The organism is Citrobacter sp. Cu231, from assembly GCF_030332265.1.
Taxonomy (GTDB): Bacteria; Pseudomonadota; Gammaproteobacteria; order Enterobacterales; family Enterobacteriaceae; genus Citrobacter; species Citrobacter meridianamericanus.
The window spans coordinates 394,043-420,867 of sequence record NZ_JAOWIE010000044.1; the positions used below are offsets into that span (position 1 = coordinate 394,043).

The window sequence follows — 26,825 nt, forward strand, 5'->3', positions numbered from 1 at the left end:
GCCTGCAAAAAATTTGAAATCAGTAAGCAAATATTAGCGTTTCACAGCAAGAATTACACTCACTACACTCAGCGGCATTGTTCTACTGCTAAAAAAAGAGAAATGATGATGCAACCTGGGAAAGGGTTTTTAGTCTGGCTGGCGGGTCTTAGCGTGCTCGGCTTTCTGGCAACGGATATGTATCTGCCCGCCTTCGCCGCAATTCAGTCCGATCTGCAAACGCCTGCATCAGCCGTCAGCGCCAGCCTTAGCTTGTTCTTAGCCGGTTTTGCCGTGGCACAGCTTCTGTGGGGGCCACTTTCCGACCACTACGGCCGCAAACCTATTTTGTTGCTGGGTTTATCTATCTTTGCTCTGGGTAGTCTGGGCATGCTGTGGGTTGAAAACGCCACAGGCCTGCTGGCGCTGCGTTTTGTTCAAGCCGTTGGTGTCTGTGCGGCATCGGTAATCTGGCAGGCGCTGGTCACTGATTATTATCCGTCACAAAAAGTAAATCGCATCTTTGCCACCATTATGCCGCTGGTCGGATTATCTCCGGCATTGGCGCCGTTGTTAGGCAGTTGGATCCTTGTACATTTTTCCTGGCAGGCCATTTTCGCCACCCTGTTTGCCATAACCCTAATTCTGATGCTTCCTGCCCTGCGCTTAAAACCAACGGCTAAAGCGCGCGACGACAGCCAGGATAAACTGACATTCGCCACCCTGCTACGCTCGAAAACCTATCGCGGGAACGTACTGATTTATGCCGCCTGTTCCGCGAGCTTCTTCGCATGGCTGACGGGCTCCCCGTTCATCCTCAGCGAAATGGGCTACAGCCCGGCAGTGATTGGCCTGAGCTATGTACCGCAAACCATCGCCTTCTTAGTCGGCGGTTACGGCTGTCGCGCTGCGTTACAAAAATGGCAAGGTCGTCAACTGCTGCCATGGTTACTCATCCTATATGCGATTAGTGTCGTTGCCACCTGGGCTACCGGCTTTATTCACCATGTTGCGCTCGCTGAAATCCTGATCCCATTCTGCGTGATGGCGATTGCCAACGGTGCCATCTACCCTATCGTTGTCGCTCAGGCATTACGCCCGTTCCCGCAGGCGACCGGACGAGCAGCCGCATTGCAGAATACGTTGCAGTTGGGTTTATGCTTCCTGGCAAGCCTTGTGGTTTCCTGGCTGATCGCCACCCCGCTGCTCACCACTACCAGCGTGATGCTGACTACGGTGCTACTGGCGGCCGTAGGGTACAAAATGCAATCACAGAAAGCTGGCACCCCTCAAACAGACGACCGTGTGCAAATTGTCCACGGAGAGTCTCATTAATAATTACCGCGGGCTATTAATTAGCTCGCTAACAATTATATGTTGAATCATCAAAAATTCAGGCCTATACTGATTTCCGGTTTTTAAAAAAACGATAATTTTTATGCGGTAACGGGAACAAGAACGTTCTCGTATTCCCACGGATGGTCTTTTCGGCAAGGGTTCTTCCCTTCCTCTGTTCTACGTCGGATTATAGATTCACGGATTAATTTCGTGAGATTTCTCACACAGCCCAAAAAAGCGTCTACGCTGTTTTAAGGTTCTGATCACCGACCAGTGATGGAGAAGCTATGAGTTCATCGTGTATAGAAGATATCAGCGTACCGGATGATAACTGGTACCGCATCACCAGTGAATTGTTAAGCCGTGCAGGCATCGCCGTTAATGGTCCGGCACCGGCAGATATTCGCGTTAACAACCCTAGATTTTTCAAGCGCGTATTGCAGGAAGGATCGTTAGGTTTGGGTGAAAGTTATATGGATGGCTGGTGGGAATGCGACCGGCTGGACATGTTTTTTAGTAAAGCCCTGCGCGCCGGTCTTGAAAACCAACTCCCCCGCCATTTCAAAGATACACTGCGAATTGCAGCGGCTCGCCTGTTTAATTTGCAGACCAAAAAACGTGCGTGGGTTGTCGGCAAAGAACATTACGATTTAGGCAACGATCTCTTTTCCCGCATGCTCGACCCTTATATGCAGTATTCCTGCGCCTACTGGAAAGATGCCGACACCCTGGAATCTGCCCAGCAGGCGAAGCTGAAAATGATTGCCGAAAAACTGCAGTTGCAGCCAGGAATGCGGATACTCGATATAGGCTGCGGCTGGGGTGGCTTGTCCCAGTTTTTGGCATCACAATATGGCGTAAGCGTGGTAGGCGTGACCATTTCTGCAGAACAACAGAAAATGGCGCAAGCGCGTTGTGCGGGGCTGGATGTCACCATTTTGCTGCAGGATTATCGCGACCTGAACGACAAATTTGATCGCATTGTCTCCGTCGGCATGTTTGAACATGTAGGACCGAAAAATTACGCGACCTATTTTGACGTAGTCGATCGCAATTTAAAACCGGACGGTCTCTTTTTGCTGCATAGCATCGGTTCTAATAAAACCGACAATAACGTTGACCCGTGGATCAATAAATATATCTTCCCGAACGGCTGTTTACCGTCAGTTCGCCAAATTGCCAACGCCAGCGAGCCGCATTTTGTGATGGAAGACTGGCATAATTTTGGTGCGGATTACGATACCACCCTGATGGCCTGGCACGAACGTTTCATGAGTTCCTGGCCTGAAATCGCCGATAATTACACCGAGCGCTTTAAACGGATGTTCAGCTATTACCTGAACGCTTGCGCAGGCGCATTTCGCGCTCGCGACATTCAGCTATGGCAGGTGGTTTTCTCCCGCGGAGTTGAACACGGCCTACGCGTTCCCCGCTAATTATTATCGCCCCCGTGCTAACGGGGGCTTTACTCTCAGGCTCCTGCTTCACCTGTGACGTTGCTGATAGCGCTTTCTCGCGCCGCCAGCACACGCTCAACGGTATCAACCACCGCCTGCGTTTGCGGATCGATTTCGATATTGACCCGCGCACCCAGTTTTTTCTTGCCAAGCGTCGTACGCTCCAGGGTTTCCGGAATCAAATGCACGCAAAAGCGTGTCGGTGTGACTTCGCCTACCGTCAGGCTGATGCCGTCAATACCGATAAATCCTTTGTACAGGATATATTTCATCAGTGACGGATCCTGAACTTTAAACCACACCTGGCGATTGTTTTCTGAGGTCAGAATTTTCGATACTTCGGCAGTAGTCATAATATGGCCCGACATTAAATGCCCGCCGATTTCATCACTGAATTTTGCCGCGCGCTCAACATTGACCAAATCTCCGACCTTCAGATCCCCCAGATTTGTGATACGCAACGTTTCTTTCATCAGATCAAAGCTTATCTGGTTACCGTTGATTTCGGTGACCGTCAGGCAGCACCCATTGTGGGCAACCGATGCGCCGGTCTCAAGCGCATCCAGCATATATTCAGGTAACTCCACAACATGCGTACGAAAATTTGGTTTTTCATCAATAGACACCAATTTCGCGGTGCCCTGCACAATACCCGTAAACATACTTCTAACTCCTGAACTCAATTAAGACATCTCTGCACAGCACAATAGCAGGTGGAAATTCAGGTTGCCAGCGATGCGCCGCTACTGCCTGTTTTTTCACTGGAGAATTACGTATTCCTCGCTACAATAGACTGAAATTTCCCCAGCTTTTTCTCCTTGCTGCCAGATAAGGCGGCTTTTTTAGTCTCTCAAATAACAACAATATAGTGGTGTACACGTGCAAAAGTATGTAAGTGAAGCGCGTCAGTTATTAGCTCTGGCAATTCCGGTGATTCTTGCGCAAATCGCTCAAACTGCAATGGGATTCGTTGATACCGTCATGGCGGGTGGATACAGCGCCACGGACATGGCTGCCGTCGCTATTGGAACGTCCATCTGGCTGCCAGCTATTCTGTTTGGCCATGGACTGTTACTGGCTCTGACGCCGGTCATTGCGCAACTCAATGGTTCCGGACGCCGCGATCGGATTGCCCATCAAATACGTCAGGGATTCTGGTTGGCGGGTAGCGTCTCCGTTCTGATTATGATCGTGCTATGGAACGCAGGCTACATTATTCGCTCCATGCATAACATCGACCCGGCTCTGGCGGATAAAGCCGTTGGCTATCTTCGCGCGCTGCTGTGGGGCGCACCGGGGTATTTGTTCTTCCAGGTAGCCCGTAACCAGTGCGAAGGTCTGGCCAAGACCAAACCCGCGATGGTGATGGGATTTCTCGGCCTGCTGGTGAACATTCCGGTTAACTACGTTTTCATTTATGGGCATTTAGGCATGCCGGAACTGGGCGGCGTGGGTTGTGGCGTCGCTACGGCAGCGGTTTACTGGGTAATGTTTATCGCGATGCTGTCTTACATTAAACGCGCACGCTCAATGCGCGACATCCGTAATGAGCGTGGTTTCCAGAAGCCGGACACCGCAGTAATGAAGCGTCTGGTGCAATTGGGTTTACCTATCGCGCTGGCGTTGTTTTTCGAAGTGACGCTGTTTGCAGTAGTCGCGTTGCTGGTTTCCCCACTGGGGATTGTTGACGTCGCCGGACACCAGATCGCGTTGAACTTCAGCTCGTTAATGTTCGTTCTGCCGATGTCTCTGGCTGCCGCCGTCACCATTCGTGTCGGTTATCGTCTGGGCCAGGGTTCCACGCTGGATGCCCAAACCGCAGCCAGAACGGGTCTGGGCGTCGGTGTCTGCATGGCCGTGGTAACGGCGATTTTCACCGTGACATTCCGTGAACACATTGCCCTGCTCTACAACAATAACCCGGAAGTTGTCGCTCTGGCAGCACAGCTCATGTTGCTGGCGGCGGTGTATCAAATATCTGACTCTATCCAGGTTATTGGCAGCGGTATCCTGCGTGGTTATAAAGATACCCGTTCAATTTTCTTTATTACCTTTACGGCCTACTGGGTGCTGGGTCTGCCGAGCGGCTATATTCTGGCGCTGACCGATCTGGTGGTTGACCGGATGGGGCCAGCAGGATTCTGGATGGGCTTTATTATCGGCCTGACTTCTGCGGCGGTGCTGATGATGCTGCGAATGCGTTTTCTACAACGCCAACCGTCAGCGGTTATATTGCAACGAGCTGCACGATAATACCCAAATAGCCGCCGTTGGCGGCTTTTTTCATCCTCAGAACGGACTGGCATTTTGGACATTCATCCATTCCTGACTGATGGGATGCCTGAAATGCAATTCACTGGCATGCAGCATCAGTCGCGGCGCCCTTTCAGTGCCTGGCAGCAGACAACCTCCATACAAATCACAGCCTAAAATCGGATGTCCTAACAACTGACAGTGGATCCGCAGTTGATGGGTACGCCCGGTTTCAGGCGTCAGTTGTACCCGGGTCAGGCAGAGTGACGCCCCATTTTCCTGGCGATAATGAAAACGCTCAACAACCTGATAGCGCGAGCGCGCGGGTTTGCCGTTGAAGGCGCAAATCGACATCCGTGGAAACAACGCCGGGTCTTTAGCTATCGCTGCATCTATAACCCCTTCATCATTTTTCAGATGCCCACATAACAGCGCGCTGTACATTTTGCTTACCGTACGTCGACTGAACTGCTGGCAAAGCGCGGCGTTGATCGCTTTGTTACGGGCAACTACCATCAACCCTGAAGTTCCAAAATCGAGCCGATGTACCAGCGTGCAACCGGGATAAATCTGTACCAGCCGATGATGTACCGAATCGAGATTTTGCGGATTTTTCCCCGACAAACTTAGCAGCCCGGCAGGTTTATTGATAAGCACCAGATGTTCGTCCTGATAGAGGATCTCTATCTCGTCATGACAAGGCGGGGCAATAAAAGTATCGAGGATCGTAGACATGTGCGGCCAGAATGAAATGTGGGAGCAGATCATATCCAATTTTCACCAGACTGGCGAATTTGAGTCGTACAGGCATGATAGAGTGTGGGTTATCCCGAGTACGATGAGAGGGTTACACCGTGCAACAAATCGATTTCTATATGGTAGATGCCTTTACCACCACCACGTTTGGCGGTAATGCCGCAGCAGTATGTCCGCTCCCAGACTGGTTGCCCGATGAAACATTATTGAAAATGTCGCAGCAGCATAACCAGTCAGAAACCGCTTTTTTTGTCGTCAACGAGAATGGCTTTGAGCTGCGCTGGTTTACCACTCAGGGAGAAATCAATCTGTGTGGACATGCCACGCTTGCCGCCGCACATGTCATCTTTGAACATCTGGACTACCCAGGTACGACCCTCCATTTTGCCACTCGATTCGTGGGGCCACTGACGGTCACGCGCAGCGGTGAATGGCTGACGCTTGATTTTCCTGCCTGGCAAAGCGAGCCCACCGAACCGCCCGCCTTACTGCTGGAAACATTAGGCATCACCGAATACAAAGAAGTGCGTGTCGCGCGCGATTATATGATTGTTTTGGATAATCAACAGCAGGTTGAGGCTGTACGCCCGGACATCCACGCCATGCTTCCGTTGCGGAAAATGGTTTGTATCACCGCGCCGGGTGACGGGCAATACGACTTCGTCAGCCGTTTCTTCTGTCCGGGTGAAGCCGTAGCGGAAGACCCTGTCACGGGCTCGGCACATAGCATGCTGATTCCTTACTGGGCAGCAAAACTCAATAAATCACAGATGCTGGCGCGCCAGGTCTCTGCGCGCGGCGGAGATTTACGCTGCCAGTTGGCAGGAACGCGTGTTTATATCGGCGGACAGGCAATCACTTATCTAACTGGGAAAGTGCTGTTGCGCTAGCAGCTCTCCCCGAATTAACCAATCCAAGGAGGATTTATGGCGAACAAACTCGTGCAGATACACTTTGATTTTCATGGTCCGTTTGGCGCTGAGATGTCGAATCAGCTTGTTGAACTGGCCGAATCCATCAACCAGGAGCCGGGGTTCATCTGGAAAATCTGGACCGAGAACGAAGCAAACCACGAAGCCGGTGGCATCTACCTGTTTCAGGATGAAGTCAGCGCGCTAGCCTATATCAAAAAGCACACTGCCCGTCTGAAGCATCTGGGAGTGGAAGACGTGACGTTCAAAATCTTCGATATTAATGAGCCGTTAAGTAAAATTAACCACGGTCATATTGGCTAATTTTTTGCTTCAGACGCCCCTCCCCGGGGCGTTTCACCACTGATACTGCTTTCCCCTCGTTAAAACCGAAACCTCCCTGTTCCCACTCAGCATAGCTTTTACGTTAACCACATTTGCAATAGTTCACAAAATCAGCACCTGTGAAAATTATCACTAGCCTGACGTTGCATGAAAGCGTATAAAATAATACAAACTGTATTATTTTATACAAAATGAATTATCATCAACATCAGGAGATTCTTTATGTCTGTGGAGATTACATTGAACGCATCTGCAGGGGGCTTTCCACCTGCTGGTCATTACTCGCACAGTACAACGGCTGGCGGGTTCGTCTTCATTTCCGGCCAGTTGCCGGTCACTATTGATGGCGAAAAGAAAACGAATGCTTCTTTTGAAGAGCAGACGCGACTGGTGCTACAGAATATTGATGCCTGCCTGGCTGGCGCTGGAATTTCCCGACAGCATTTGGTGTCAGTACGCGTCTATGTGACAGATATCAACCAGTGGCCAACGTTTAACAAAATCTATGGCGAGTGGATCGGTGATTTCCGCCCATCTCGAGCAGTAGCCGGTGTTGCAGAGCTTCATTATGGTTTCGCGCTGGAAATCGAAGCTATTGCCTTGGCCCCACAAGCGTGACGTTTAACGACATACAGGTGAACAAGAATGACTGAAATGACACTGCCTGATTATAACGATGTTGCCGCTGCGGCAGAGCGCATCGCCGAGTATGCCAACAAAACACCGGTGATGACCTCCCGAACGGTTAATGACGAATTTGCGGCTGACGTTTTCTTCAAATGCGAAAACTTCCAGAGAATGGGCGCGTTTAAATTTCGCGGAGCTATGAATGCGCTGCGCCAGTTTACACCAGAACAACGCGCTGCAGGCGTCGTCACCTTTTCTTCCGGCAACCATGCGCAGGCCATTGCCCTGTCGGCAAAGTTGTTGGGGATCCCGGCGACGATTATCATGCCGCACGATGCCCCGGCAGCTAAAGTTGCGGCAACAAAAGGCTATGGTGGAAATGTGGTGATTTACGATCGCTATACCGAAGATCGTGAGAAAATAGGCCGGGAGCTGGCAGAGAAACACGGTTTGACGCTAATCCCGCCTTACGATCATCCGCACGTGATTGCGGGCCAGGGCACTGCCGCAAAAGAGCTGATTGAAGAAGTGGGTCAATTGGACGTTCTGTTCGTGTGTCTGGGTGGCGGCGGCCTGCTTTCAGGATCCGCACTGGCAGCCCGACATCTCTCCCCTGACTGCCTCATCTATGGCGTCGAACCCGAAGCGGGAAACGATGGGCAACGGTCGTTTCGCAGCGGAAAAATTGTTCATATTGATACGCCCAAAACCATCGCTGACGGTGCGCAGACCCAACATCTCGGGAAGATAACGTTTCCGATCATTCAGCAAAACGTTAACGATATTCTGACCGTCTCAGATGATGAACTGGTCGCCTCGATGAAATTTATCGCTGAGCGCATGAAAATCGTCGTGGAGCCGACCGGATGCCTGGGTTTTGCTGCTGCGCGAGCCCGTAAGGCAGAACTTCGCGGTAAGAAAATCGGTATTATCATTAGCGGCGGGAACGTGGATATCAGCCGCTACAGTGAATTCCTCGTAAGTTGATCAAAAAGGTATCTGCTATGCGGATACCTTATTACTGTCTGTATATTCCTGTCTGGAAAAGCGAACCTTGCTCACTGTAAACTGCTCGCAATCGTGGCTACAGGCATCACCACAGGAGACTGGCATGCCCAAAACTGACAACAACTCGCTTCTCAGCCAAATTGACACTATCGCCAGGGGGCTCGGCGAGACCTTCTCTCCATTTTGCGAAGTGGTGGTTCATGACCTCAAGTATCCTGAACATGCCATTTTGTCCATCCATAACAATTTGTCAGGACGCAAACCCGGCCAGCCGGCAACAGAACTGGGTCTGGCGCGAATCGCATCGCCCGAATTTCCCAGCATCATTGCGAATTACAGCAACCAGTTTGCCGATGGCCGCCCGGTGAAAAGTACATCCATTGGCATCAAAGACGAAGAAGGTAAATACGTAGCAGCACTCTGTCTGAACGTGGATATGACGCTGTTTCGTGGCATGCAGAGTGCCCTTGCACAATTTACTGAAACTGAAAACTCGCCTATTAAGGAACATATCGACCCTGGCAGTAATGAAGTCATCCGCCAGCGTATCGATGACTTTGCCGCTAAACGCGCAACGACGGCCCGCGCTCTTAAACCTGAAGACCGTAAGCTGCTGATTCAACAGTTACGCAAAGAGGGGTTGCTGAACGTACGAAAATCAATGGATACCGTGGCACAGCATCTGGGGGTATCCAGAGCTACCGCTTACCTGTATGCCCGTCAGTCGACACCGTTAAATGAGTAAGATGGTCATATAAGGTATGCCTTAGCGCAGGTCAGTGACATGTCATTCATTACTGGCACAAAGTGCTCCGCCACATGCTGAGGGGGCGTTGTGCCGACATAGCCATCCGCAAGAAAAACAGTATTATCTTGTGACTACACAAAAGATAAACCTTTGCATCTCTGCGTGTTTAGTTGCCCTAATGAAACATGCAGGTTGTTTTTTGTACAAATCAATAAAGATTAACGCCCTTCTAATAACTTCATCAACCTTGCTTGAGCAACTTTAAAAGCAAGCAAACCCTAACTATCTGATTTTTATCAATAAAAATATATTCACGTTTATTCAACAAATATTAACCAGGCCGCATATATAATTAACATAATATCTAAATTATAATTCTTTTACACATCCGGTAGCCGGTGAGGTCAGAATGCGATTAATCGCCATGTTGTTAAGCTTTATGCTCGTCACCCAGGTCTATGCCAGCGAACTGCCCAAACCTGCAGGTAAAGTCCTTTTAACACTGTCCGGAAATATTGAAAATACAAATGAAGACGGGAAAGCCGTTTTTGATACCGCCAGCCTTGAGAAACTGGGAATGGTAAGTTTCCAGACCACCTCCCCCTGGTATAATGGTCGCACGACCTTTACGGGTATTCCATTACAAAAGCTCATGGATTATGTCGGTGCAAAAGGATCGGTTGTAAAGGTGACTGCGCTCAATGACTACACGACCGTTATCCCTCTCAGTGATTTCAAAAAATACGATGCTATCCTTGCTTTAAAAATCAACGGAAAATATATGCGCATCCGTGATAAAGGCCCGTTATTCATTGTGTACCCCTATGACAGCATGCCGGAACTGAATAACCAGATTTATTACTCCAGGTCTGCATGGCAGGTCAGTAGTATGGATATCGAGTAGGCGTTCAGAGGAACATCATGAACAGAATACTGGCTGGTATCATCTTTTTTCTTTTTATATCTACTGGATATATCTCATTCCTCGTGCATGAAAGACAACAAGAGTTACAGAAGCTAACTCACTACACCGATTCCTGGTCTGCTGCACAGCTGGTATCTCAATATTATCGATTTGAATCATTGTTAGCTCTTTACACTATCGATGATACGATGAATCTCGATAATGTACGCATGCGTCTCGACATTATGCTCAGCCAGAGTGATTTGATCAAAGAGGGTGATTTGGGGCGCTACATTGAAAGCAATATAGCGCACCGTCAACTGGCGGTAAAACTTGAAAACACCCTAAATTTTCTGGATGTTAATCTGGAAAAAATGAACCGTTCAGCACTCCAGGACTATCTAAAAAAAATGCATACTCTGGATGCGCCACTTGGTCGTCTTTCGTCCGGCGCGTTAAACAAGGATGTTAACTCGATCAATAACGCCAACCAGAAAATTCAAACACTGTACTACATATATTCAGCAACCTCTGTGCTACTGATAATACTGAGTGCGATTCTGGGCGTGCTCATTTTCTATCAAAACAGAAATATCCTACGTGCACACCTTCAGGTTAAGAGTCTTGCCGAAGAACTGCAGATATCTAAAGAAAAGCTACAAATCCAGAATGCTAAACTGGAATATGACGTCTACCATGACTCTCTTACCGAGATGAATAATCGCCAGCTATTCTGGGGTGATTTAAATAAAACAATCGAGATGGCAGAAAAAAATAACGACTCTGTGATTGTGATGTTGTTTGATTTAGATCGCTTCAAGGAGGTAAATGATACCTATGGTCATGATGCCGGTGACATTTTACTACGTCAGATATCAAACCGTCTGACTTCGATAAGCCTGACTTCGGATACACTGTATCGATTAGGTGGAGATGAGTTTGCGTTTCTCTCAAGCGGTTTGACAGAAAGTCGCGCAGTTTCACGAGCTCAGAAAATATGTGAATATATCAGCCAACCCTATACTATTTACAACACAATTATCAATATAACTACCTGCGTTGGTATTGTTATCTCAGATACTGAACGTCGCCCCGACTATCTTTATAAATTTGCCGATCTGGCGCTTTATGAAGCCAAAAACGACGGTTCTGGCAAGATAAAGGTCTTCCGGCAACGAATGTTAGAAAAGCTGCAAGAAAGCAGAACACTTGAGCATGATATGGCCCTGGCAATTGTGAACAAAGAATTCGTGGTTTATTATCAGCCTATTGTCGACTCTTTCAGCCAGAAAATTTACAGTTACGAAGCACTTATTAGATGGCTCCATCCTCTTAAGGGCCTCCTGTCACCGGATAGCTTCATTCCCGTTGCTGAAAAAACAGGAATGATTAATGAGATGGGGAAAGCCGTGCTCGAAATTGCTTGCCGGGAGGCAGCTTGTTGGGCAATTCCGGTTAAAATTTCAGTCAATGTCTCTCCCGTTCAGCTAAGCAGCAAAACCTTTGCCGGTATCGTGCTGTCCATTCTGAAAGAAACAGGACTACCACCTGATCGTCTTGAACTGGAGGTGACAGAATCCTCTATCTTTACTGAGAGTACAACGCCGATGAATACCCTGAATAAACTCAGAGCCCTTGGCGTAAAAATCTCCATCGACGATTTTGGTACCGGATACTCTTCTCTTTCGCGACTGAGCAGGCTTGCCTTCGATAAAATCAAAATAGACAAGTCCTTTGTGCATTCGATATCTACACAGGAAGATGCCCTTAATATCATCAAACTGATCACTGGCATGGCGAAGTCCCTTAATATGAAGGCTGTCGCAGAAGGTGTTGAAACGCAGGAACAACTGGAAAGACTGCAGGCTCTCGGCTGCGATTTCGCACAAGGATATCTGTTTGGTAAACCTCAACCTTGTATTGATAAGGAAATCAGATATGGTTAAATCACAAACGCCTCCCCAGCTCTGAATGGTCTGGCCTTGGGAAAAAGGATGTTAATTAAGCTTTAGTCACTGACTGACATCCTGCAGTCGCCGTTAAAAATTAATGTACCCTGTTTTAAAACAGGGTACATCTGTGAAATTGAAAAAGAATTAATTTTTCATTTCATGGTTTTTATTCATATTATCTTTTTTCATATTGTCCATTTTTCCCATACTGTCTTTGGTCATTGGTTTTTTACTCATAGTGTCTTTGCACATATTGTCTTTACACATGTTGTCATGTGTCTTTGACATTGTGTCTTTAGCCATACCGTCTTTGCCCATCGAATCGGCGGCCTGTACGTTTGCCATAAACAGAGCGGAAAATACGGTTGCGGCGATGATCATCTTTTTCATGGTAGTTCCTCGTTGTGTTGTAGTATTAACTGCCACCAAACCAGTTGTAACCCTGATCTTCCCAATAACCGCCCGGGAAACGATTCGTGATTTCAATGACCTGGATATGTTTGGGATTCTTGTACCCCAGCTTGGTAGGGATACGTAGCTTTATGGGGTAGCCATATTCTGCCGGGAGGATCTGGTTATCCCACGTCAATGCCATCAGCGTCTGAGGGTGTAACGCCGTGGCCATGTCTATGCTGGTGTAGTAGTCATCTGCACAGCGAAAGCTGACGTACTTCGCGCGCAAATCGGCACCAACGAGCGTCAAAAAGTGACGAAACGGCACACCACCCCATTTTCCAATTGCACTCCATCCTTCAACGCAAATGTGACGGGTAATCTGACTTGTCTGCTGCATGTTGTGCAGCTCCGCCAGCGTCCAGTTGCGGTTGTCACGCACCAGCCCGCGAATTTCAAGGCGATAGTCCCGGCCATCCACCTGCGGAATATCTTCTGGCCCGTAAAAAGCATTAAATGGAAAAGGACGCGTGATCTCTGCGGATGTATATTCAGGCGCAAGCGCACGGTCGCTGAATAAAAACCCCTGCACCCGATCGTTAAAACGTGACATACGTGAGAGCACATTTTCCACATCCGTGTTGTCGCTGATATCGCAACCGGTAAGCATCATGATGCCGCCGAGCGTCAGTCCCTGGCGCAGTAAACGACGGCGGTCCGGGCTGAGTAATTTTTCCGCTTCTTTGACCAGGTAATGCGTGTCAGTGTCGGAGAGAAATCGGGATTTTTTCATGATGTATTTCCTTAGCGCCCCCGTAACATTGCCAGCAACGTGCGCGGAACCAGCAGGACCATTAGCAGATGAATGACAATAAACAGCGCAAGTGCGCTCATGGCGAAGAAATGGACATACCGCGCAGAATCATATCCACCGAATAAGGTCCGTAAACACGGGAACTGTACGGATTTCCACAGCACCAGACCGGATAAAACCAGCACGATGCCATCGAGAAGAATGAACAGATAGGCTATTTTTTGCACCATATTGTAGTGGCGCAGATCGGCGTGCTGGAGTTTCCCTCGCAGCGCCTGCAAGAGATCGTCCTTCAACTGTCGATATGACAACGGAAAAAACTTTTGCCGAAAACGGCCACTGGCTATGCCAAGCGAGAGATAAATTGCGCCATTAAAGGCCAGTACCCACATCATGGCAAAGTGCCACTGGAGTGCGCCCCCCAGCCAGCCACCGAGGGTTATTTGTGCAGGAAACTCAAATGAAAATAGCGGTGCGGCGTTGTAGATGCGCCAACCGCTAAACAACATGCCCGCGATAGCAACGACATTTACCCAATGGCAACAGCGCAGCCAAAGCGGGTGTACCGTTTCTGAGGTTGATGGTCGCATGATGCGCTCTCCATGAATGACATGAGCGCATCATGGCAGCATTGTGATCACCACATCCTCACGGAAGTTTAAATAAAATGTGATAACTTCCCGTATTCGCCAACAGTAAGCTAATTAACCATTAAACGAAGCGCTAATTCATTCGGATAAGGGTCAAAATAGTTCTGGCCAAGCAGGTAGCTGTCCGGGTATTCAGCCAGGTAGTGCTTGAGTAGCGTGAGTGGAGCCAGGATTGGCAAAAGTCCACTGCTGTAGTTGAGGATGACGTCACGTAACTCTCCGCGCTGGCGAGCGCTCAATTGCTCACGGAAGTAACCCTGAATATGCATCAGCACGTTGGTGTGATTCTTCCGCGATGCGGGCTTTTTAAGAATAGCCATAAGCTTTTCACGATAGGCCACGAAAAAAGCGTCCAAATCATCCCACTGGTGAAGCGAGGCAACAAAGGGGCCAATTTCCCGATACCCCGCCTGGTTATGCGCCAGCAGCTGGAGCTTATAGCGACTATGAAAGTGTATTAATCCGTGGCGAGTAAGGCCATTGGCTCGCAACTTATTTAGCTCATGTAACGCGAACACTCGCGCGACAAAATTTTCCCTCAGCACCGGATCGTGCAAGCGGCCATCTTCTTCGACCGGCAACCACGGGTAGGTTTCCATTAATGCACCAGTAAATAAACCCGTCCCCTCTTTTCGCCCACGATTTCCCTTTTCGTCATACAGCCTTACTCTTTCCATCCCGCAGCTCGGTGATTTAGCACAAACGATAAAACCCGCCAGACTACCAAGTCCCTGTAGATATGAGGCGGTGAATTCGGACATTTTATCGGTTACATCTTCACCCGGCGCATGGCTAAAACACATGCGAATATCCCCTTGGGAAGTCTGAACCAGACGCAACGCGGGACGTGGTACAGGCAAACCGATGGACATCTCCGGACAGACAGGTTTATAAGTCACCCACTTAGCCAGATCGTCCATCACAAACCCCATCCGCTTATGCCCACCATCGAATCGCACGGCTGAGCCGGTCAAACATCCACTAATCCCGATAACAGGTTGAGTATGCATAACGATCCCCTCTTTTGTTTGCGCCCCTTTTCGGGAAGGATTCGTGTGACTGTTCCATTAAGTAAAGCATATTTAAACGACATACTTTCGTGAGCTTTAATTTTTAATGTTCGGATACATTAATCATAAATAACGAATATTTGCAGTGAAAGTTGGTAATTTCCCTGAACAGTTCTATAGTCGGGACTGCTTCTCATTACAGGGTTCACTAATGCGATTTAACGGACTGACTAAAGGTTTCTTCATTTTCATCCTTGCCCTCGTTACCTGGGCGTTTTTCGATGTATTGTCCCCCTACTTTTCTGCTATTTTGTGGGCTGCCATCCTGACCACAATATTCAACCCGGTGAAAAACAGGCTGCGCAGTGCCCTTGGCGAACGCAACGGGCTGGCATCACTGCTCACCATCGGCATTATCTGTCTGATTGTCTTTATCCCACTGATGGTGATCCTCTCCTCATTGGCGATTGAGTTGAACGTGGTGTATACCAAATTACAACAAAACGACACACAGTTCCCGGAAGTGGTCACCTCCATTATTTCGCATCTTCCTGACTGGGCCAGAGGATTCCTCGCCGAACATAATCTGGACAACGTTGCACAGCTCCAGAAAAAACTGTCGGACGTTGCGCTGCAGGGTGGCCAGTACCTGGCAGGTAGCGCGTTCCTGATTGGTAAAGGGACATTCGGCTTTGCTATTAGCTTTGGCATCATGCTGTATCTGCTGTTTTTCTTACTAAAGGACGGACCTTATCTGGTACGCCAGATTCTGGACTCATTACCGCTTTCTGATTTTGCCAAACAGCACCTGTTCGCTAAGTTCGTTGGCGTGACACGGGCTACGGTTAAGGGCACGGCGGTAGTCGCGTTGGTTCAGGGGATTCTTGGCGGCATCGCGTTTGCTGTTGTTGATATCGACGGCAGCGTACTGTGGGGCGCGCTAATGGCGTTTCTCTCCCTCGTGCCCGCTGTCGGCTCAGCGATCGTCTGGGTACCTGCGGCAATATTCCTTTTCGCCACGCATCAGATATGGCAAGGGCTGTTCATCGTCGGCTTCTTCGTGATTATCGTCGGGCTGGTGGACAATATCCTGCGCCCGCTGCTGGTCGGTAAAGACACCAAAATGCCTGATTACCTGATCCTGATAAGCACCCTCGGCGGGATGGAGATCTACGGTATCAACGGCTTTGTAATTGGCCCGCTAATTGCCGCGCTGTTCATTACCTGCTGGAATCTGTTTTCCGGACGTGACCATGAAGGTAACGTGGAAGGAATCGACGAAGCTTTTATGGAAGAAGGAAAAAATCCTCCAGATCTGTGAGGGCTGGACGATAACAAAAGGCGGTCTCAGGGCCGCCTTTTGTTTTCACGCAAAATCATACGTTTCCTATAATTTCAATCATGCTTATTCATTAATCGTCGCAAAAGGAACTCATCAGTGCGAATAGCCACAATTACCAACTGGGCCTATAGCGCGACGGTATGTCTGACCATCGCCTCCGGCATTGTCATGCTGATGGCCTCCAGCGCCGATAATACCGAACGCCAGGTGGTGGAGCAGCGTTATCAATTCGATCAACTGACCGAAGAAGTGGAGCTTGACGCCTGGTCTCTATCAGATCTGGCACGCGAATATGTTATTGCAAAAGATTCAGAAGCACTTAACACCTACCGCCAGAAAGAAGCGTCGCTAAAAGCGGTTGAACAGCGATTGTCGAAGCTAAAAGACCTTGGGGCAACGGATGAAGAGCTGGCGCTATTGCATGAAGGGCTGCAGATTGTGGATGCCCTGCAGGATGAGCAGGCCACGGCGCTTGCCAGCGTCGCGCGTGGAGAAGAGTCGCAGGCCATCGCCCTGCTGTACGGGAAAGCCTATGAACAGGAACTGGAGCGAGCTCAGGATCGCATAGACCATTTCCGCCAGTTGCTCGACAACCGCGTGCGTAATGCCATTGAAGATGCAACCCAAACATCGCGTAAGCTGCGTACGGCCTCTGAAGTGATGGTTGGGCTTACGGCTCTGCTATTTTTGTTCGTCCTCGGCTTTATTTTAAAACGCCGTGTACTGCGTCCCGTCGTGCGTTTGAGCGATGTGGTCAACCGTTTGGCATCGCAGGATTACGCCGTTGAGACGCCAAGCTTTAACCAGATTGATGAAATCGGCGATATGGCGCAGGCGATCCGCATTTTTCGCGAAAACGGCCTGGTACGGCAACAGCTGGAGCAAGAACGAGACGCTGACTGGGCAATTCGCGAACTGTTGGCGCGTATGACACAACGCTTACAGGGCTGCGAGAGTTTTGCTGATGTCATCAATGTGGCTGAGCTGTTTGCACCGAATATTGCCCCAGGTATTGCTGGACGACTTTACATTCTTGACCGGGAGCCCTGGCAGATGCGCTCCGTTGCACAATGGCTCTCACCGCAGGGCAAAGCAGATGCTTTCCATCCGGATGAGTGCTGGGCAGTGCGCCGCGGTCAGAGCCATCCGCCGGTGCAAGGCGAACCCGATATCGCCTGCTACCATCTGCCGGAATCATGCCAGCAACATACTCTGTGCGTGCCACTGATTGCCCAGGGTGAAGCCATTGGCCTGCTTTCATTCCAGAATCTCAGCAATGAGTCAGCTCCTTCGCGTGCGTATCTGGAGCTGATGGCGGAAGCACTCGGTTTGGCCTTAGCCAACCAGCGCCTGCGCGATGCGCTGCTGGAGAAAGCGCTCTACGATCCGCTAACCGGTCTGCGCAACCGTCATCATCTGGAAGATTCCTTACGCACTCAGATGAGCCAGGCCGTACGCAACCAGGAGCCGATCAGTTGCCTGATGATCGATATCGACCATTTTAAAAATATTAACGATCGCTTTGGTCATGAGGCAGGAGATAGCGTGATAAAAAGTATCGCCGCGACTATTCAGCGCGTGGTCCACGACAGCGGCATGGCTTTCCGCTATGGCGGTGAGGAATTTCTGGTGCTGCTGGCCAATACGGATGAGCAGGCCGCCAACCGCTTTGCGACGGATATTTATAACGGTGTACGGGAACTGTCGCTGCGCTTTGGCGTCTCTGAAATTGGTCACGTCGATGTCTCTATTGGCGTAGCCAGCTATCCTCAGCACGCCCAGAGCGACAACCTGCTGCGTGCTGCAGACGTGGCCTTGTATCGCGCTAAAGAGCTGGGACGTTCGCGCATCGTGAGCTTTGGCATGCTGGAAGCGAGCTGAACATGGCTTTACCTCGATGCCAGGCGGTGATATGTTATTTCAATGAACACAAAACACGATATCACCGCTTTTAATCACAACCTGTGGTGGCTGCCTTCTTAAAGGCGGTCAGAATGTGTTTTCCCCATTTTAGATAACCGCCGAAAGGCGGTTATTTGCATTTGAAGACCCCTTTCGGTTTTATGACTAAGGAGTCTTATATGAACAACAAAACCATTATCCTCACTGGCGATCGACCTACCGGCCCGTTGCACCTCGGTCATTATGTTGGCTCGCTGCGTCAGCGCGCCATGCTGCAACACGATTATCAGCAGTTTGTATTAGTTGCTGACCTCCAAGGGCTGACCGATAACGGCAGCACACCGCAAAAGATCCGCGACAATATTCCCGAAGTGCTGGCCGATTATCTTGCTGCAGGAATAGATCCTTCACTGACCACTATTTGTTTGCAATCGGCCCTGCCTGCCCTTGCGGAGCTGACCGCGCTATATATGAACATCGTCACCGTGGCTCGCGTGGAGCGTAATCCTACGGTCAAAAACGAAATTGCGCAGAAAGGGTTTGCCCGCTCGTTACCGGTTGGTTTTCTGGTTTATCCCATCAGCCAGGCGGCAGATATTACAGCCTTCAAAGCCGAAGTGGTTCCCGTTGGCGACGATCAGTTGCCAATGATTGAACAGACCAATGAAATCGTGCATAAAATGAATAGTCTGTTACCTGCCCCCGTCTTGTCGCATTGTAAAGCGCTGCTGAGTGAAACCAGCCGTCTTCCGGGGATCGACGGTAATGCCAAAATGTCAAAATCGCTTGGCAATACATTACTCTTGTCCGCCAGCGAAGAGGCCATTCATCATGCGGTCAGCGCGATGTACACCGATCCCAATCATCTAAAAGTGTCCGATCCAGGGCAGATTGACGGCAATATGGTATTCACTTACCTCGATGCTTTTCATGCGGATAAAGCAAAAGTCGCGGAGATGAAAGCGCATTATCAGCGCGGCGGGCTGGGCGACCGTGCATGCAAAAACGAGCTGGAGATGTGCTTGCAAGAGCTTATTGCCCCGATGCGCGAGCGGCGCGCAACTTACATCCAGGATAAAGGCATGCTGATGGCGATGCTCAAAAAAGGCAGCGAACAGGCGCATGAAGTCACACAGCAGACATTAAGAGAAGTGAAGCTAGGGCTGGGTTTGCCGGTGTTCTGAACTCGACCTGTTACAGTTGGCTCAATAAATAAAGACAGCTCCCGACGAGTTACCTTCGCCGGGAGTTTTCAGAATCTTATCCACGTTTTATCAGCAAAATTCAGAGTGAAGATTAATCGCCCTTAACCCGTTGAAAAATCCTTTCCCTTCCTCTCAACTTAGTCATTTTATTAATCTGGCAGTTGCTACCATAATAACAAGTCACGAAGCGAAGCCTGTAACCCGCAGGCAATATGAGTAATGCAACCATATTTGAGGATTCCGGTATGACCACCTTTCATCAACTCACTGCCACCAGTCTCAATGGCCACCCCATCTCGATGGCCGATTACGCTGGCAAACTGGTGCTGGTGGTGAATACCGCCAGCCATTGTGGCTTCACGCCACAATATGCAGGCCTCGAAGCACTCTACAAGAAGTACGCCTCGCAGGGTCTGGTGGTGCTGGGTTTCCCCTGCAACCAGTTTGGTAAGCAGGAACCTGGTGGAGCCGATGAAATCGCTCAAACCTGTCACATCAACTACGGTGTGAGCTTCCCAATGTTTGAGAAAGTGGACGTCAACGGCGCTGCTACACATCCGGTGTTTCGTTTCCTTAAAGACGAATTACCCGGCATGCTGGGTGGGCGGATCAAGTGGAACTTCACTAAGTTCCTGATCGGGCGTGACGGCAAGCCGCTTAAACGTTTTGCCCCCTTCACGACCCCAGAGAAAATAGAAGCCACGATCCTTGCAGCGCTAAAAGACTGAGCGCTCATGTCATTCAAAACCGTTCACATTATGCACCTGCTTGCTGCCTGAATAAAAAACACGCTGCAAAATCAACAAAATATAGTCAACTTGCTTAATTACTCTGCAATCGCGTGAGATCAGGAAGAAAAATGCTATTTCCCTCTTGCCTCATTCGGTCTGTGCCGCTAATATTCGTCCCCGTTGTCACCTACAACGTTGCGTTCATAGCTCAGTTGGTTAGAGCACCACCTTGACATGGTGGGGGTCGTTGGTTCGAGTCCAATTGAACGCACCATTTTGCGTCCGTAGCTCAGTTGGTTAGAGCACCACCTTGACATGGTGGGGGTCGGTGGTTCGAGTCCACTCGGACGCACCAAATTATCTCAATGATTTGGTGCTGCTTCCCATAGTTATTCCTCAATAAACCTTCTGTTTTTATCCTTCAGTTCAATTAATTGTCCGCATAATGCTGTTAATAAACGATGCGCTAAAACCTACTAAACGCCGTGTTCAGCGCGTATCATTCATCTTCTAAGCAAAACCTTTTGCGTTTGAGATCGAATACTATGCCCTCTTCCATGGTAGCAATGCTGTGCCACAATCCCTGTTCCCCCCTCCTTCTCAATGCTGCCGCCCAAAGCAGGTCGCGTGCCGGTTAGCGTATCGAGCAGCGTACTCTTCCCCAGACCATTACGCCCCAGCCAGAACACGATATTGGGTAATGTCTCTTCAGTATCAGCCTGATACTGAATCAGGCTCACCAGCGCGGCAAAAAAGCCGCTCAAGATAATACCCGACAGGATCAGCACCAGCGTATTCTTCAGCCCCTGCAACGCAGCAATGGCATACACCAGGATCAGCGCCGTCAGACCGAAGAAAAACGTTGAGCCCATCATCAACCACGGCGACAGGCCGAGCAGAATAGCCAACGTTCCGCCAAAAGCAGCCCCCGATGTCACACCGATAATATGCGGGTCGACCAGCGGATTATGAAATATCCCTTGCAGCGTCGCGCCGCATAAACCCAGCGCGCCACCTGCCAGCAACGCCATCACAATACGCGGCAGCCTGACCGTCCAGATAACCTGACCGGCAATCCCTTCAGCGCCGCTAAAGTGCGTCAGATGATAAAATACCTCACGTAACGACAGCGGATACTGCCCAAGACACAGCGAACTGGTGCCCAGCAACAGGACCACCGCGATTAAGAGCGGTTGCTGGGGTGGAATGCGCTTACTTAGCGGCATCTGAATGCCAATTCACGCGATAAAAGCGCTGATAGTAGTCTTGCGCCTGCGCATCGACATCCACGTCTTTATAGGCATCCGGATACAGTTTTTTGGCCATCCACAGCTCCCCTATCGCCAGCGCTTCCGGCATCGGATAGCCCCAGGCTTTGGCGTATTCAGGCATCAGCCAGACGCGATGATTTTTCACCGCATCAATCCCCTGCCAATTGGGATCGTTTTGGATCTCAGCCACAACCTGCGGGTAGCGATCCTGGACAAAAATCACCTGCGGATTCCAGGCTAATACTTGCTCCAGCGCAACCTGACGTGCGCCTTTCACACTGGCAGCCTCCACGTTCAATCCTCCCGCATGCTGCATCATCAGTCCCGTATACTTCCCGGAGCCGTATGTCATCAGGTCGGGGTTAGCCATATAAATACGGACTTTTTGCGCATCCGGGATGTTTGAGACTGGTGCGTTGAATTTTGTCCGCGCCGCAAAAACGTAATCAATTAAGGTTTCGGCCTGCGGTTTACGCCCTACGACGTCCGCAATCAGGCGAATACCCTGTTTTAGCGCGCAAACTCAGGTCCAAGCTGCTTTTTCCAGCTCGACATCACGCCAACAATGTCCTGCTGCGCATTGAGATGGACCAGAATATTCAGCGTCTGGTGTTGCAGCACGACCACTTTATCGACGCGATCAGGAATGGTCACCTGACGACCAAGCTGGTCGGTGATCGTCCGGTCGGCCTGGGCAGCAAACGCGAACAACATGCTGGCACATACCAGCGCAAAAGAACGGAGACTTAACATGTGATACCATCTGAAGAGAGGATTAAAAATCGCTATGCATTAAATTACATAACGAATAAACTGGCAACCCATTCCCGAAAATTACTGCAATGCACACGAAGTGGATCAATTTATGCGAACGAAGGAAAACCGACGGCAAGAGCTACTGTCGGCTTTCATTAATAGTGTGCGGCGCTACTATTTGGTGGCCACTTTGATGATATCAAGCGCTCTGGCGAACTGATCCTGCGGGATCGTCAGTGGATAAAGGAAACGAATAACGTTGCCATACTGCCCACAGGTTAGCAGCAGCAATCCTTGATCAAGGGCTTTCTTCTGCACGCGTTGTGCCACGGCCGCACTGGGTTCCCCCGTCGCAGCATCACAGAATTCAGCGGCAATCATCGAGCCTAAGCCACGCACTTCAGCCAGTTCAGGACACTCTGCTTGCGCATCTGTCAGAGTGGCACGCAGTTGTTCTCCGAGAGCCGCCGCACGCTGGCACAGCTTTTCATCACGAATGATATCCAGCACCGCATGGGCCGCTGCAATCGACAGCGGGTTCCCGGCGTAAGTACCGCCTAAACCACCCGGCGCAGGCGCATCCATAATGTCTGCTTTACCCACTACCCCTGACAGTGGCATCCCGCCAGCCAGGCTCTTCGCCATGGTCATCAGGTCCGCTTTATCGGCGTAATGATCCATTGCAAACAGCTCGCCGGTACGGGCAAATCCGCTTTGCACCTCATCAGCGATCATCACGATGCCATGCTCATCGCAAATACGGCGGATGGCAGCCACAAACTCCGCCGGTGCCACTACGAAGCCCCCTTCGCCCTGGACAGGTTCAAAAATAATCGCCGCCACCTGGGTTGGATCGATATCAGCTTTGAACAGGCGCTCAATCGCTTTGATGGAATCCGCTGTGGAAATCCCCTGCAACGCAGAAGGATACGGCGCATGGTATACAGAGCCCGGGAACGGACCGAAACCTTTTTTATACGGCGCCACTTTGCCTGTTAACGCCATCGTCATGTAAGTACGCCCATGAAAACCCCCACCAAACGCGATAACACCTGGACGGCCGGTATACGCGCGGGCAATTTTTACTGCGTTTTCCACCGCTTCAGCCCCGGTGGTGAAGAAGGTGGTTTTACGCTTGCCGTCGATAGGTGCGACGGCGTTGATTTTCTCAGCCAAGGACACATAGCTTTCGTATGGGACGATTTGATAAGCCGTATGAGTAAAAGCCTGAAGCTGTGCTTCAACAGCTTGCACCAGACGAGGATGACGGTGTCCGGTGTTCAGCACGGCAATCCCGGCAGCAAAATCAATGTACTGATTGCCCTCGATATCCGTAATGGTGCTGTTTTCTGCCGACTGGGCATAAAAATCACACATCACGCCCACCCCACGCGGCGTGGCATCCAGACGACGTTGTTGCAGGTTTTTATTGTTCATTCTCACACCTTGTCATAAACATATTTGGGTTGAATTACGCTTTAAATTTAGACGCCGTCTGGTACTTTAATCGAGAGCCAAATCGTTTTATTTTAAGGATCCAAATGCGTTCACTTGCCGGAGATGTGATCAAGCAGGCATTTAGCCAACAGACGGATGAAAAACTGCATCGTCGCCTGTATGCCGCCATCTGCAGTTGCATCCTCGAAGGTAGCCTGAAACCGGCTACCCGAATGCCGCCGTCGCGCGACCTGGCAGGCGAATTGACGCTATCGCGCAATACCGTCCTGCGGGTTTACGAGCAATTGCAAGCCGAAGGGTATATCTCCGCGCGCACCAGCAGCGGAACATTTGTCACCGACAGCGTGCTGGACAATCTGGACCTGCATCCCAACAAAGCGCCTGGTGCTGTTCCGGAAGGGAGCTCCCGGTTATCTGACCGCTGCCTTGAGCTGTTAGGTCATGCCAGCGCCAGTCCCCGTCAGTGGGGTGCTTTCATTCCAGGTGTACCTGATGTAGCGCATTTCCCTCACCGGGTGCTCAAAAAAATTCAGGATCGGCTGGCGAGACGGTTGCGCCCGGAGCTTCTTACTTACGATGCCGCCGGCGGTGTGAATGAGCTGAAAGAAGCCCTGGCAGACTATCTGCGCACCGCCCGCGGCGTGCGGTGTTCACCGGAGCAGATTCTGATTACTGAAGGTATTCACCAGGCGCTGGATCTGGTGACTCGTACTTTATGCAACCCGGGTGATAACGCCTGGATTGAGGAGCCGGGCTACTGGGGAATCAAGAATATTCTGCGCATCAATGCGGTTAATTTTTCGGCGATTCCGGTAGATGAACAAGGTATGGTTCCGCCGGAAGCTGGCGAATCCGCGCCAAAGCTTATTTTTGTGACACCGTCACATCAATATCCGCTAGGATCGGTTATGAGTCTCAGTCGCCGTCGACAACTGCTCTTTCGCGCCCGTGAAACACAAAGCTGGATAATAGAAGATGACTACGACAGCGAGTTTCGTTTTTCCGGCCAGCCTATTCCATCATTGCAGGGACTGGAGGAAGAGACGCCAGTGATCTACATCGGAACATTCAGTAAGACACTCTATCCCGCGCTACGGCTCGGGTATGTGGTGTTACCCAAACAGTTAGCCACGCCGCTAAAGAAGGTCCATAACGACCTCTATCGTGGCGGGCATTTGCTGATTCAGGCCGCACTGGCGGAGTTTATCCGCGAGGGTTACTACGCCGCGCACATTCGAAAAATGCGCCAGCTGTACAGCCGTCGGCGTCAAATGTTGGTTGAGCTTATCAACCGCCAGCTTGGTGAGCATTATCTAGGCTCTTTCAGCAGCAACGCCGGGCTGCACATGATTCTACAATTACCCGCCGGGAGCGATGATGTTTTGATTGCCCAACAGGCAAATGCGCAAGGGCTACTGGTGCGCCCGCTGTCACGCTACTATGTGGATGAAGACAAACGTAGCGGCTTGCTGCTGGGATTTGCCAGCATTGAAGAACATGAAATGGCGGCGGCGTTTACCCGACTGGTAGGTATTATCAGAGTAAACGCCGTCTAAGTGCCTTATCCGGCCGACAAATTACAATCATCCGGCATGCTGTTTAATGTGATGCTTTTTTCACACCAGCCAGATCCTGCTGGCTTACTTCACTATTCCCTTCTCCCCAACTTTTACGCACGTAATTAATCACATCGCGCATTTCGTTGTCACTTAACACGCCCCCGTAGGCTGGCATCTTAAAGGAGACACTGCCACGCGTAGTCGGTGTTTCTGCACCATGGGCAATCACTCTGAACAGCGGCGTTGGGTCATCAACCATCACCAACGGGTTATTGATCAACGAAGGCGCATTATCATCCGTACCTTTCCCTTCGAGGCCATGACAGGTGGAGCAGTAACGGTTATAGATTACTTTGCCCGCCTCGGGCGAGTTCGACCACGACGCCGTGGTTGCCGCCGCGCGCACCGTTTCGGGCTTCGTGCTTTTCAGGCTCAGCAGATATTGCGCGATCGCCGTGGCATCTTCGTCGGTCAGATACTGTGTACTTTGCGTAACAACTTCAGCCATCGAACCAGAAACCGCGGCATGTTTGCTTTTACCGGTCAGTAACAGCGATTTTAACGCCTGCTCAGACATTCCGCTGCCCCGCAGCGATGGCGCATACCAGCCGTCGATCATCGCGCCGCTCAGATACTCGGCATCAGCATTGGTATAGGCTTTTTCGTTCATCGCCATGCCTCTTGGGGTATGGCACGAGCCGCAGTGTCCCGGACCTTCCACCAGATAAGCGCCCCGTTTTACCAAGGCAGCATTGCCCTCTGATTTCGCGCTCTCTACAGCCGTCGCGGGCGCATCGGTAATAGACTGGCCCCCTGAATCTCCAGACAACCAATATCACTTAAATAAGTGATAGTCTTAATACTAGTTTTTAGACTAGTCATTGGAGAACAGATGATTGATGTCTTAGGGCCGGAGAAACGCAGACGGCGTACTACACAGGAAAAGATCGCTATCGTTCAGCAGAGCTTTGAACCGGGAATGACGGTCTCCCTTGTTGCCCGGCAACATGGTGTGGCAGCCAGCCAGTTATTTCTCTGGCGTAAGCAATACCAGGAGGGAAGTCTTACTGCTGTGGCTGCCGGAGAACAGGTCGTTCCAGCCTCTGAACTTGCTGCCGCCATGAAGCAGATTAAAGAACTCCAGCGTCTGCTCGGCAAAAAAACGATGGAAAATGAACTCCTTAAAGAAGCCGTTGAATATGGGCGAGCAAAAAAGTGGATAGCGCACGCGCCCTTATTGCCCGGGGATGGGGAGTAAGCTTCGTCAGCCGTTGTCTCCGGGTGTCGCGTGCGCAGTTGCACGTCATTCTCAGACGAGCCGATGACTGGAAGGACGGCCGCCGCAGCCGTCACACGGATGATACGGATGTGCTTCGCCGTATACACCATGTTATCGGAGAGCTGCCCACGTATGGTTATCGTCGGGTATGGGCGCTGCTTCGCAGACAGGCAGAAC

General features: G+C 50.4%; 22 protein-coding genes, 2 tRNA genes and 4 pseudogenes. 18 read left to right on the forward strand and 10 right to left on the reverse strand.

Features of this window, described 5'->3' with window-relative positions; translation table 11 throughout:
- The first annotated feature begins 108 nt into the window (after positions 1-108).
- Positions 109-1,314 carry a purine nucleoside transporter PunC gene (gene punC, locus OGY15_RS19570; RefSeq protein WP_151219113.1) on the forward strand — a complete coding sequence of 402 codons (1,206 nt, stop codon included), beginning with the start codon at positions 109-111 and terminating at the stop codon, positions 1,312-1,314.
- A gap of 290 nt (positions 1,315-1,604) precedes the next feature.
- A complete protein-coding gene (gene cfa, locus OGY15_RS19575; protein WP_151219080.1) occupies positions 1,605-2,753 on the forward strand; it encodes a cyclopropane fatty acyl phospholipid synthase in 1,149 nt (382 codons plus the stop codon).
- 35 nt (positions 2,754-2,788) lie between these two features.
- Here the strand turns inward: cfa and OGY15_RS19580 are convergent, their stop codons facing one another.
- On the reverse strand, positions 2,789-3,436 hold the full coding sequence (locus OGY15_RS19580; RefSeq protein WP_016152982.1) for a riboflavin synthase: 648 nt from the start codon (positions 3,434-3,436) through the stop codon (positions 2,789-2,791).
- Between the two features lie 217 nt (positions 3,437-3,653).
- On the opposite strand from OGY15_RS19580, the gene mdtK reads away from it, so the two are divergent.
- Positions 3,654-5,027, forward strand: coding sequence for a multidrug efflux MATE transporter MdtK (gene mdtK / locus OGY15_RS19585; RefSeq protein ID WP_151219079.1), 1,374 nt, complete (start codon positions 3,654-3,656; stop codon positions 5,025-5,027).
- Between the two features lie 36 nt (positions 5,028-5,063).
- Here mdtK and OGY15_RS19590 read toward each other — a convergent pair whose 3' ends face one another.
- Positions 5,064-5,762 (reverse strand): RluA family pseudouridine synthase, encoded by a 699-nt coding sequence (locus OGY15_RS19590; RefSeq protein WP_252838349.1) that lies wholly within the window; start codon positions 5,760-5,762, stop codon positions 5,064-5,066.
- Between the two features lie 119 nt (positions 5,763-5,881).
- Between OGY15_RS19590 and OGY15_RS19595 the strand changes: the two genes are divergently transcribed.
- The 7 genes from OGY15_RS19595 to OGY15_RS19625 all read left to right on the forward strand — a co-directional run bounded on the left by OGY15_RS19595 (position 5,882) and on the right by OGY15_RS19625 (position 12,272).
- The gene (locus tag OGY15_RS19595; protein WP_187252505.1) at positions 5,882-6,673 is read left to right on the forward strand and encodes a PhzF family phenazine biosynthesis protein; all 792 of its coding nucleotides are present in this window, start codon (positions 5,882-5,884) and stop codon (positions 6,671-6,673) included.
- A gap of 36 nt (positions 6,674-6,709) precedes the next feature.
- The gene (locus tag OGY15_RS19600; RefSeq protein WP_151219077.1) at positions 6,710-7,018 is read left to right on the forward strand and encodes a monooxygenase; all 309 of its coding nucleotides are present in this window, start codon (positions 6,710-6,712) and stop codon (positions 7,016-7,018) included.
- A 243-nt stretch (positions 7,019-7,261) separates the two neighbouring features.
- Positions 7,262-7,657, forward strand: a complete 396-nt coding sequence (locus OGY15_RS19605) for a RidA family protein (protein WP_151219076.1) — start codon at positions 7,262-7,264, stop codon at positions 7,655-7,657.
- 27 nt (positions 7,658-7,684) lie between these two features.
- Positions 7,685-8,653, forward strand: coding sequence for a threo-3-hydroxy-L-aspartate ammonia-lyase (locus OGY15_RS19610; protein WP_151225405.1), 969 nt, complete (start codon positions 7,685-7,687; stop codon positions 8,651-8,653).
- Positions 8,654-8,777: 124 nt separating this feature from the next.
- Entirely contained in the window at positions 8,778-9,419 is a 642-nt protein-coding gene (locus OGY15_RS19615; protein WP_286540738.1) for a helix-turn-helix transcriptional regulator, read from the forward strand.
- A 412-nt stretch (positions 9,420-9,831) separates the two neighbouring features.
- Positions 9,832-10,326 (forward strand): putative pterin-binding protein, encoded by a 495-nt coding sequence (locus OGY15_RS19620; RefSeq protein WP_151219073.1) that lies wholly within the window; start codon positions 9,832-9,834, stop codon positions 10,324-10,326.
- 17 nt (positions 10,327-10,343) lie between these two features.
- On the forward strand, positions 10,344-12,272 hold the full coding sequence (locus tag OGY15_RS19625) for a putative bifunctional diguanylate cyclase/phosphodiesterase (protein ID WP_278237919.1): 1,929 nt from the start codon (positions 10,344-10,346) through the stop codon (positions 12,270-12,272).
- A 150-nt stretch (positions 12,273-12,422) separates the two neighbouring features.
- Here OGY15_RS19625 and OGY15_RS19630 read toward each other — a convergent pair whose 3' ends face one another.
- From OGY15_RS19630 to OGY15_RS19645, 4 genes are all read right to left on the reverse strand, one after another.
- Positions 12,423-12,668: a pentapeptide MXKDX repeat protein gene (locus OGY15_RS19630; protein ID WP_151219071.1), complete on the reverse strand. Its 246-nt coding sequence runs from the start codon at positions 12,666-12,668 to the stop codon at positions 12,423-12,425.
- A 25-nt stretch (positions 12,669-12,693) separates the two neighbouring features.
- Positions 12,694-13,464 carry a molybdopterin-dependent oxidoreductase gene (locus tag OGY15_RS19635; RefSeq protein ID WP_151219070.1) on the reverse strand — a complete coding sequence of 257 codons (771 nt, stop codon included), beginning with the start codon at positions 13,462-13,464 and terminating at the stop codon, positions 12,694-12,696.
- Between the two features lie 11 nt (positions 13,465-13,475).
- Positions 13,476-14,075 (reverse strand): cytochrome b/b6 domain-containing protein, encoded by a 600-nt coding sequence (locus OGY15_RS19640; protein ID WP_286540742.1) that lies wholly within the window; start codon positions 14,073-14,075, stop codon positions 13,476-13,478.
- 110 nt (positions 14,076-14,185) lie between these two features.
- Positions 14,186-15,145, reverse strand: coding sequence for a YbgA family protein (locus OGY15_RS19645; protein WP_151225403.1), 960 nt, complete (start codon positions 15,143-15,145; stop codon positions 14,186-14,188).
- Positions 15,146-15,356: 211 nt separating this feature from the next.
- Here OGY15_RS19645 and OGY15_RS19650 point away from each other — a divergent pair, with 211 nt between their 5' ends.
- The 6 genes from OGY15_RS19650 to OGY15_RS19675 all read left to right on the forward strand — a co-directional run bounded on the left by OGY15_RS19650 (position 15,357) and on the right by OGY15_RS19675 (position 20,680).
- Positions 15,357-16,466, forward strand: a complete 1,110-nt coding sequence (locus OGY15_RS19650; RefSeq protein ID WP_151219068.1) for an AI-2E family transporter — start codon at positions 15,357-15,359, stop codon at positions 16,464-16,466.
- A gap of 117 nt (positions 16,467-16,583) precedes the next feature.
- On the forward strand, positions 16,584-18,368 hold the full coding sequence (locus OGY15_RS19655; RefSeq protein ID WP_286540745.1) for a diguanylate cyclase: 1,785 nt from the start codon (positions 16,584-16,586) through the stop codon (positions 18,366-18,368).
- 200 nt (positions 18,369-18,568) lie between these two features.
- On the forward strand, positions 18,569-19,573 hold the full coding sequence (trpS, locus tag OGY15_RS19660) for a tryptophan--tRNA ligase (protein WP_187259518.1): 1,005 nt from the start codon (positions 18,569-18,571) through the stop codon (positions 19,571-19,573).
- Between the two features lie 266 nt (positions 19,574-19,839).
- The gene (locus OGY15_RS19665; RefSeq protein WP_286540747.1) at positions 19,840-20,322 is read left to right on the forward strand and encodes a glutathione peroxidase; all 483 of its coding nucleotides are present in this window, start codon (positions 19,840-19,842) and stop codon (positions 20,320-20,322) included.
- A 200-nt stretch (positions 20,323-20,522) separates the two neighbouring features.
- A tRNA-Val gene (locus OGY15_RS19670) sits at positions 20,523-20,599 on the forward strand.
- Between the two features lie 4 nt (positions 20,600-20,603).
- A tRNA-Val gene (locus tag OGY15_RS19675) sits at positions 20,604-20,680 on the forward strand.
- A gap of 322 nt (positions 20,681-21,002) precedes the next feature.
- On the opposite strand, the pseudogene OGY15_RS19680 reads toward OGY15_RS19675, so the two are convergent.
- The 3 genes and pseudogenes from OGY15_RS19680 to puuE all read right to left on the reverse strand — a co-directional run.
- A pseudogene (locus tag OGY15_RS19680) lies at positions 21,003-21,551 on the reverse strand (FecCD family ABC transporter permease); the annotation flags it as partial.
- Positions 21,538-22,349, reverse strand: a pseudogene (locus tag OGY15_RS19685) (ABC transporter substrate-binding protein). The pseudogenes OGY15_RS19685 and OGY15_RS19680, both read right to left, overlap by 14 nt.
- A gap of 177 nt (positions 22,350-22,526) precedes the next feature.
- On the reverse strand, positions 22,527-23,789 hold the full coding sequence (puuE, locus tag OGY15_RS19690; RefSeq protein WP_187259519.1) for a 4-aminobutyrate transaminase: 1,263 nt from the start codon (positions 23,787-23,789) through the stop codon (positions 22,527-22,529).
- Positions 23,790-23,893: 104 nt separating this feature from the next.
- Between puuE and pdxR the strand changes: the two genes are divergently transcribed.
- Positions 23,894-25,366, forward strand: coding sequence for a MocR-like pyridoxine biosynthesis transcription factor PdxR (pdxR, locus tag OGY15_RS19695; RefSeq protein WP_151219064.1), 1,473 nt, complete (start codon positions 23,894-23,896; stop codon positions 25,364-25,366).
- 43 nt (positions 25,367-25,409) lie between these two features.
- Here the strand turns inward: pdxR and OGY15_RS19700 are convergent.
- Positions 25,410-26,168: pseudogene (locus OGY15_RS19700) on the reverse strand (c-type cytochrome); the annotation flags it as partial.
- 93 nt (positions 26,169-26,261) lie between these two features.
- Between OGY15_RS19700 and OGY15_RS19705 the strand changes: the two are divergent.
- Positions 26,262-26,825, forward strand: a pseudogene (locus tag OGY15_RS19705) (transposase); the annotation flags it as partial.

Excerpts from the sequence above, each read along its gene's own strand:
- punC (WP_151219113.1), top strand. The coding sequence starts at position 109 with ATGCAACCTGGGAAAGGGTTTTTAGTCTGGCTGGCGGGTCTTAGCGTG.
- cfa (WP_151219080.1), top strand. The coding sequence starts at position 1,605 with ATGAGTTCATCGTGTATAGAAGATATCAGCGTACCGGATGATAACTGG.
- OGY15_RS19580 (WP_016152982.1), bottom strand. The coding sequence starts at position 3,436 with ATGTTTACGGGTATTGTGCAGGGCACCGCGAAATTGGTGTCTATTGAT.
- OGY15_RS19590 (WP_252838349.1), bottom strand. The coding sequence starts at position 5,762 with ATGTCTACGATCCTCGATACTTTTATTGCCCCGCCTTGTCATGACGAG.
- OGY15_RS19600 (WP_151219077.1), top strand. The coding sequence starts at position 6,710 with ATGGCGAACAAACTCGTGCAGATACACTTTGATTTTCATGGTCCGTTT.
- OGY15_RS19605 (WP_151219076.1), top strand. The coding sequence starts at position 7,262 with ATGTCTGTGGAGATTACATTGAACGCATCTGCAGGGGGCTTTCCACCT.
- OGY15_RS19610 (WP_151225405.1), top strand. The coding sequence starts at position 7,685 with ATGACTGAAATGACACTGCCTGATTATAACGATGTTGCCGCTGCGGCA.
- OGY15_RS19615 (WP_286540738.1), top strand. The coding sequence starts at position 8,778 with ATGCCCAAAACTGACAACAACTCGCTTCTCAGCCAAATTGACACTATC.
- OGY15_RS19620 (WP_151219073.1), top strand. The coding sequence starts at position 9,832 with ATGCGATTAATCGCCATGTTGTTAAGCTTTATGCTCGTCACCCAGGTC.
- OGY15_RS19625 (WP_278237919.1), top strand. The coding sequence starts at position 10,344 with ATGAACAGAATACTGGCTGGTATCATCTTTTTTCTTTTTATATCTACT.
- OGY15_RS19630 (WP_151219071.1), bottom strand. The coding sequence starts at position 12,668 with ATGAAAAAGATGATCATCGCCGCAACCGTATTTTCCGCTCTGTTTATG.
- OGY15_RS19635 (WP_151219070.1), bottom strand. The coding sequence starts at position 13,464 with ATGAAAAAATCCCGATTTCTCTCCGACACTGACACGCATTACCTGGTC.
- OGY15_RS19640 (WP_286540742.1), bottom strand. The coding sequence starts at position 14,075 with ATGCGACCATCAACCTCAGAAACGGTACACCCGCTTTGGCTGCGCTGT.
- OGY15_RS19645 (WP_151225403.1), bottom strand. The coding sequence starts at position 15,145 with ATGCATACTCAACCTGTTATCGGGATTAGTGGATGTTTGACCGGCTCA.
- OGY15_RS19650 (WP_151219068.1), top strand. The coding sequence starts at position 15,357 with ATGCGATTTAACGGACTGACTAAAGGTTTCTTCATTTTCATCCTTGCC.
- trpS (WP_187259518.1), top strand. The coding sequence starts at position 18,569 with ATGAACAACAAAACCATTATCCTCACTGGCGATCGACCTACCGGCCCG.
- OGY15_RS19665 (WP_286540747.1), top strand. The coding sequence starts at position 19,840 with ATGACCACCTTTCATCAACTCACTGCCACCAGTCTCAATGGCCACCCC.
- puuE (WP_187259519.1), bottom strand. The coding sequence starts at position 23,789 with ATGAACAATAAAAACCTGCAACAACGTCGTCTGGATGCCACGCCGCGT.
- pdxR (WP_151219064.1), top strand. The coding sequence starts at position 23,894 with ATGCGTTCACTTGCCGGAGATGTGATCAAGCAGGCATTTAGCCAACAG.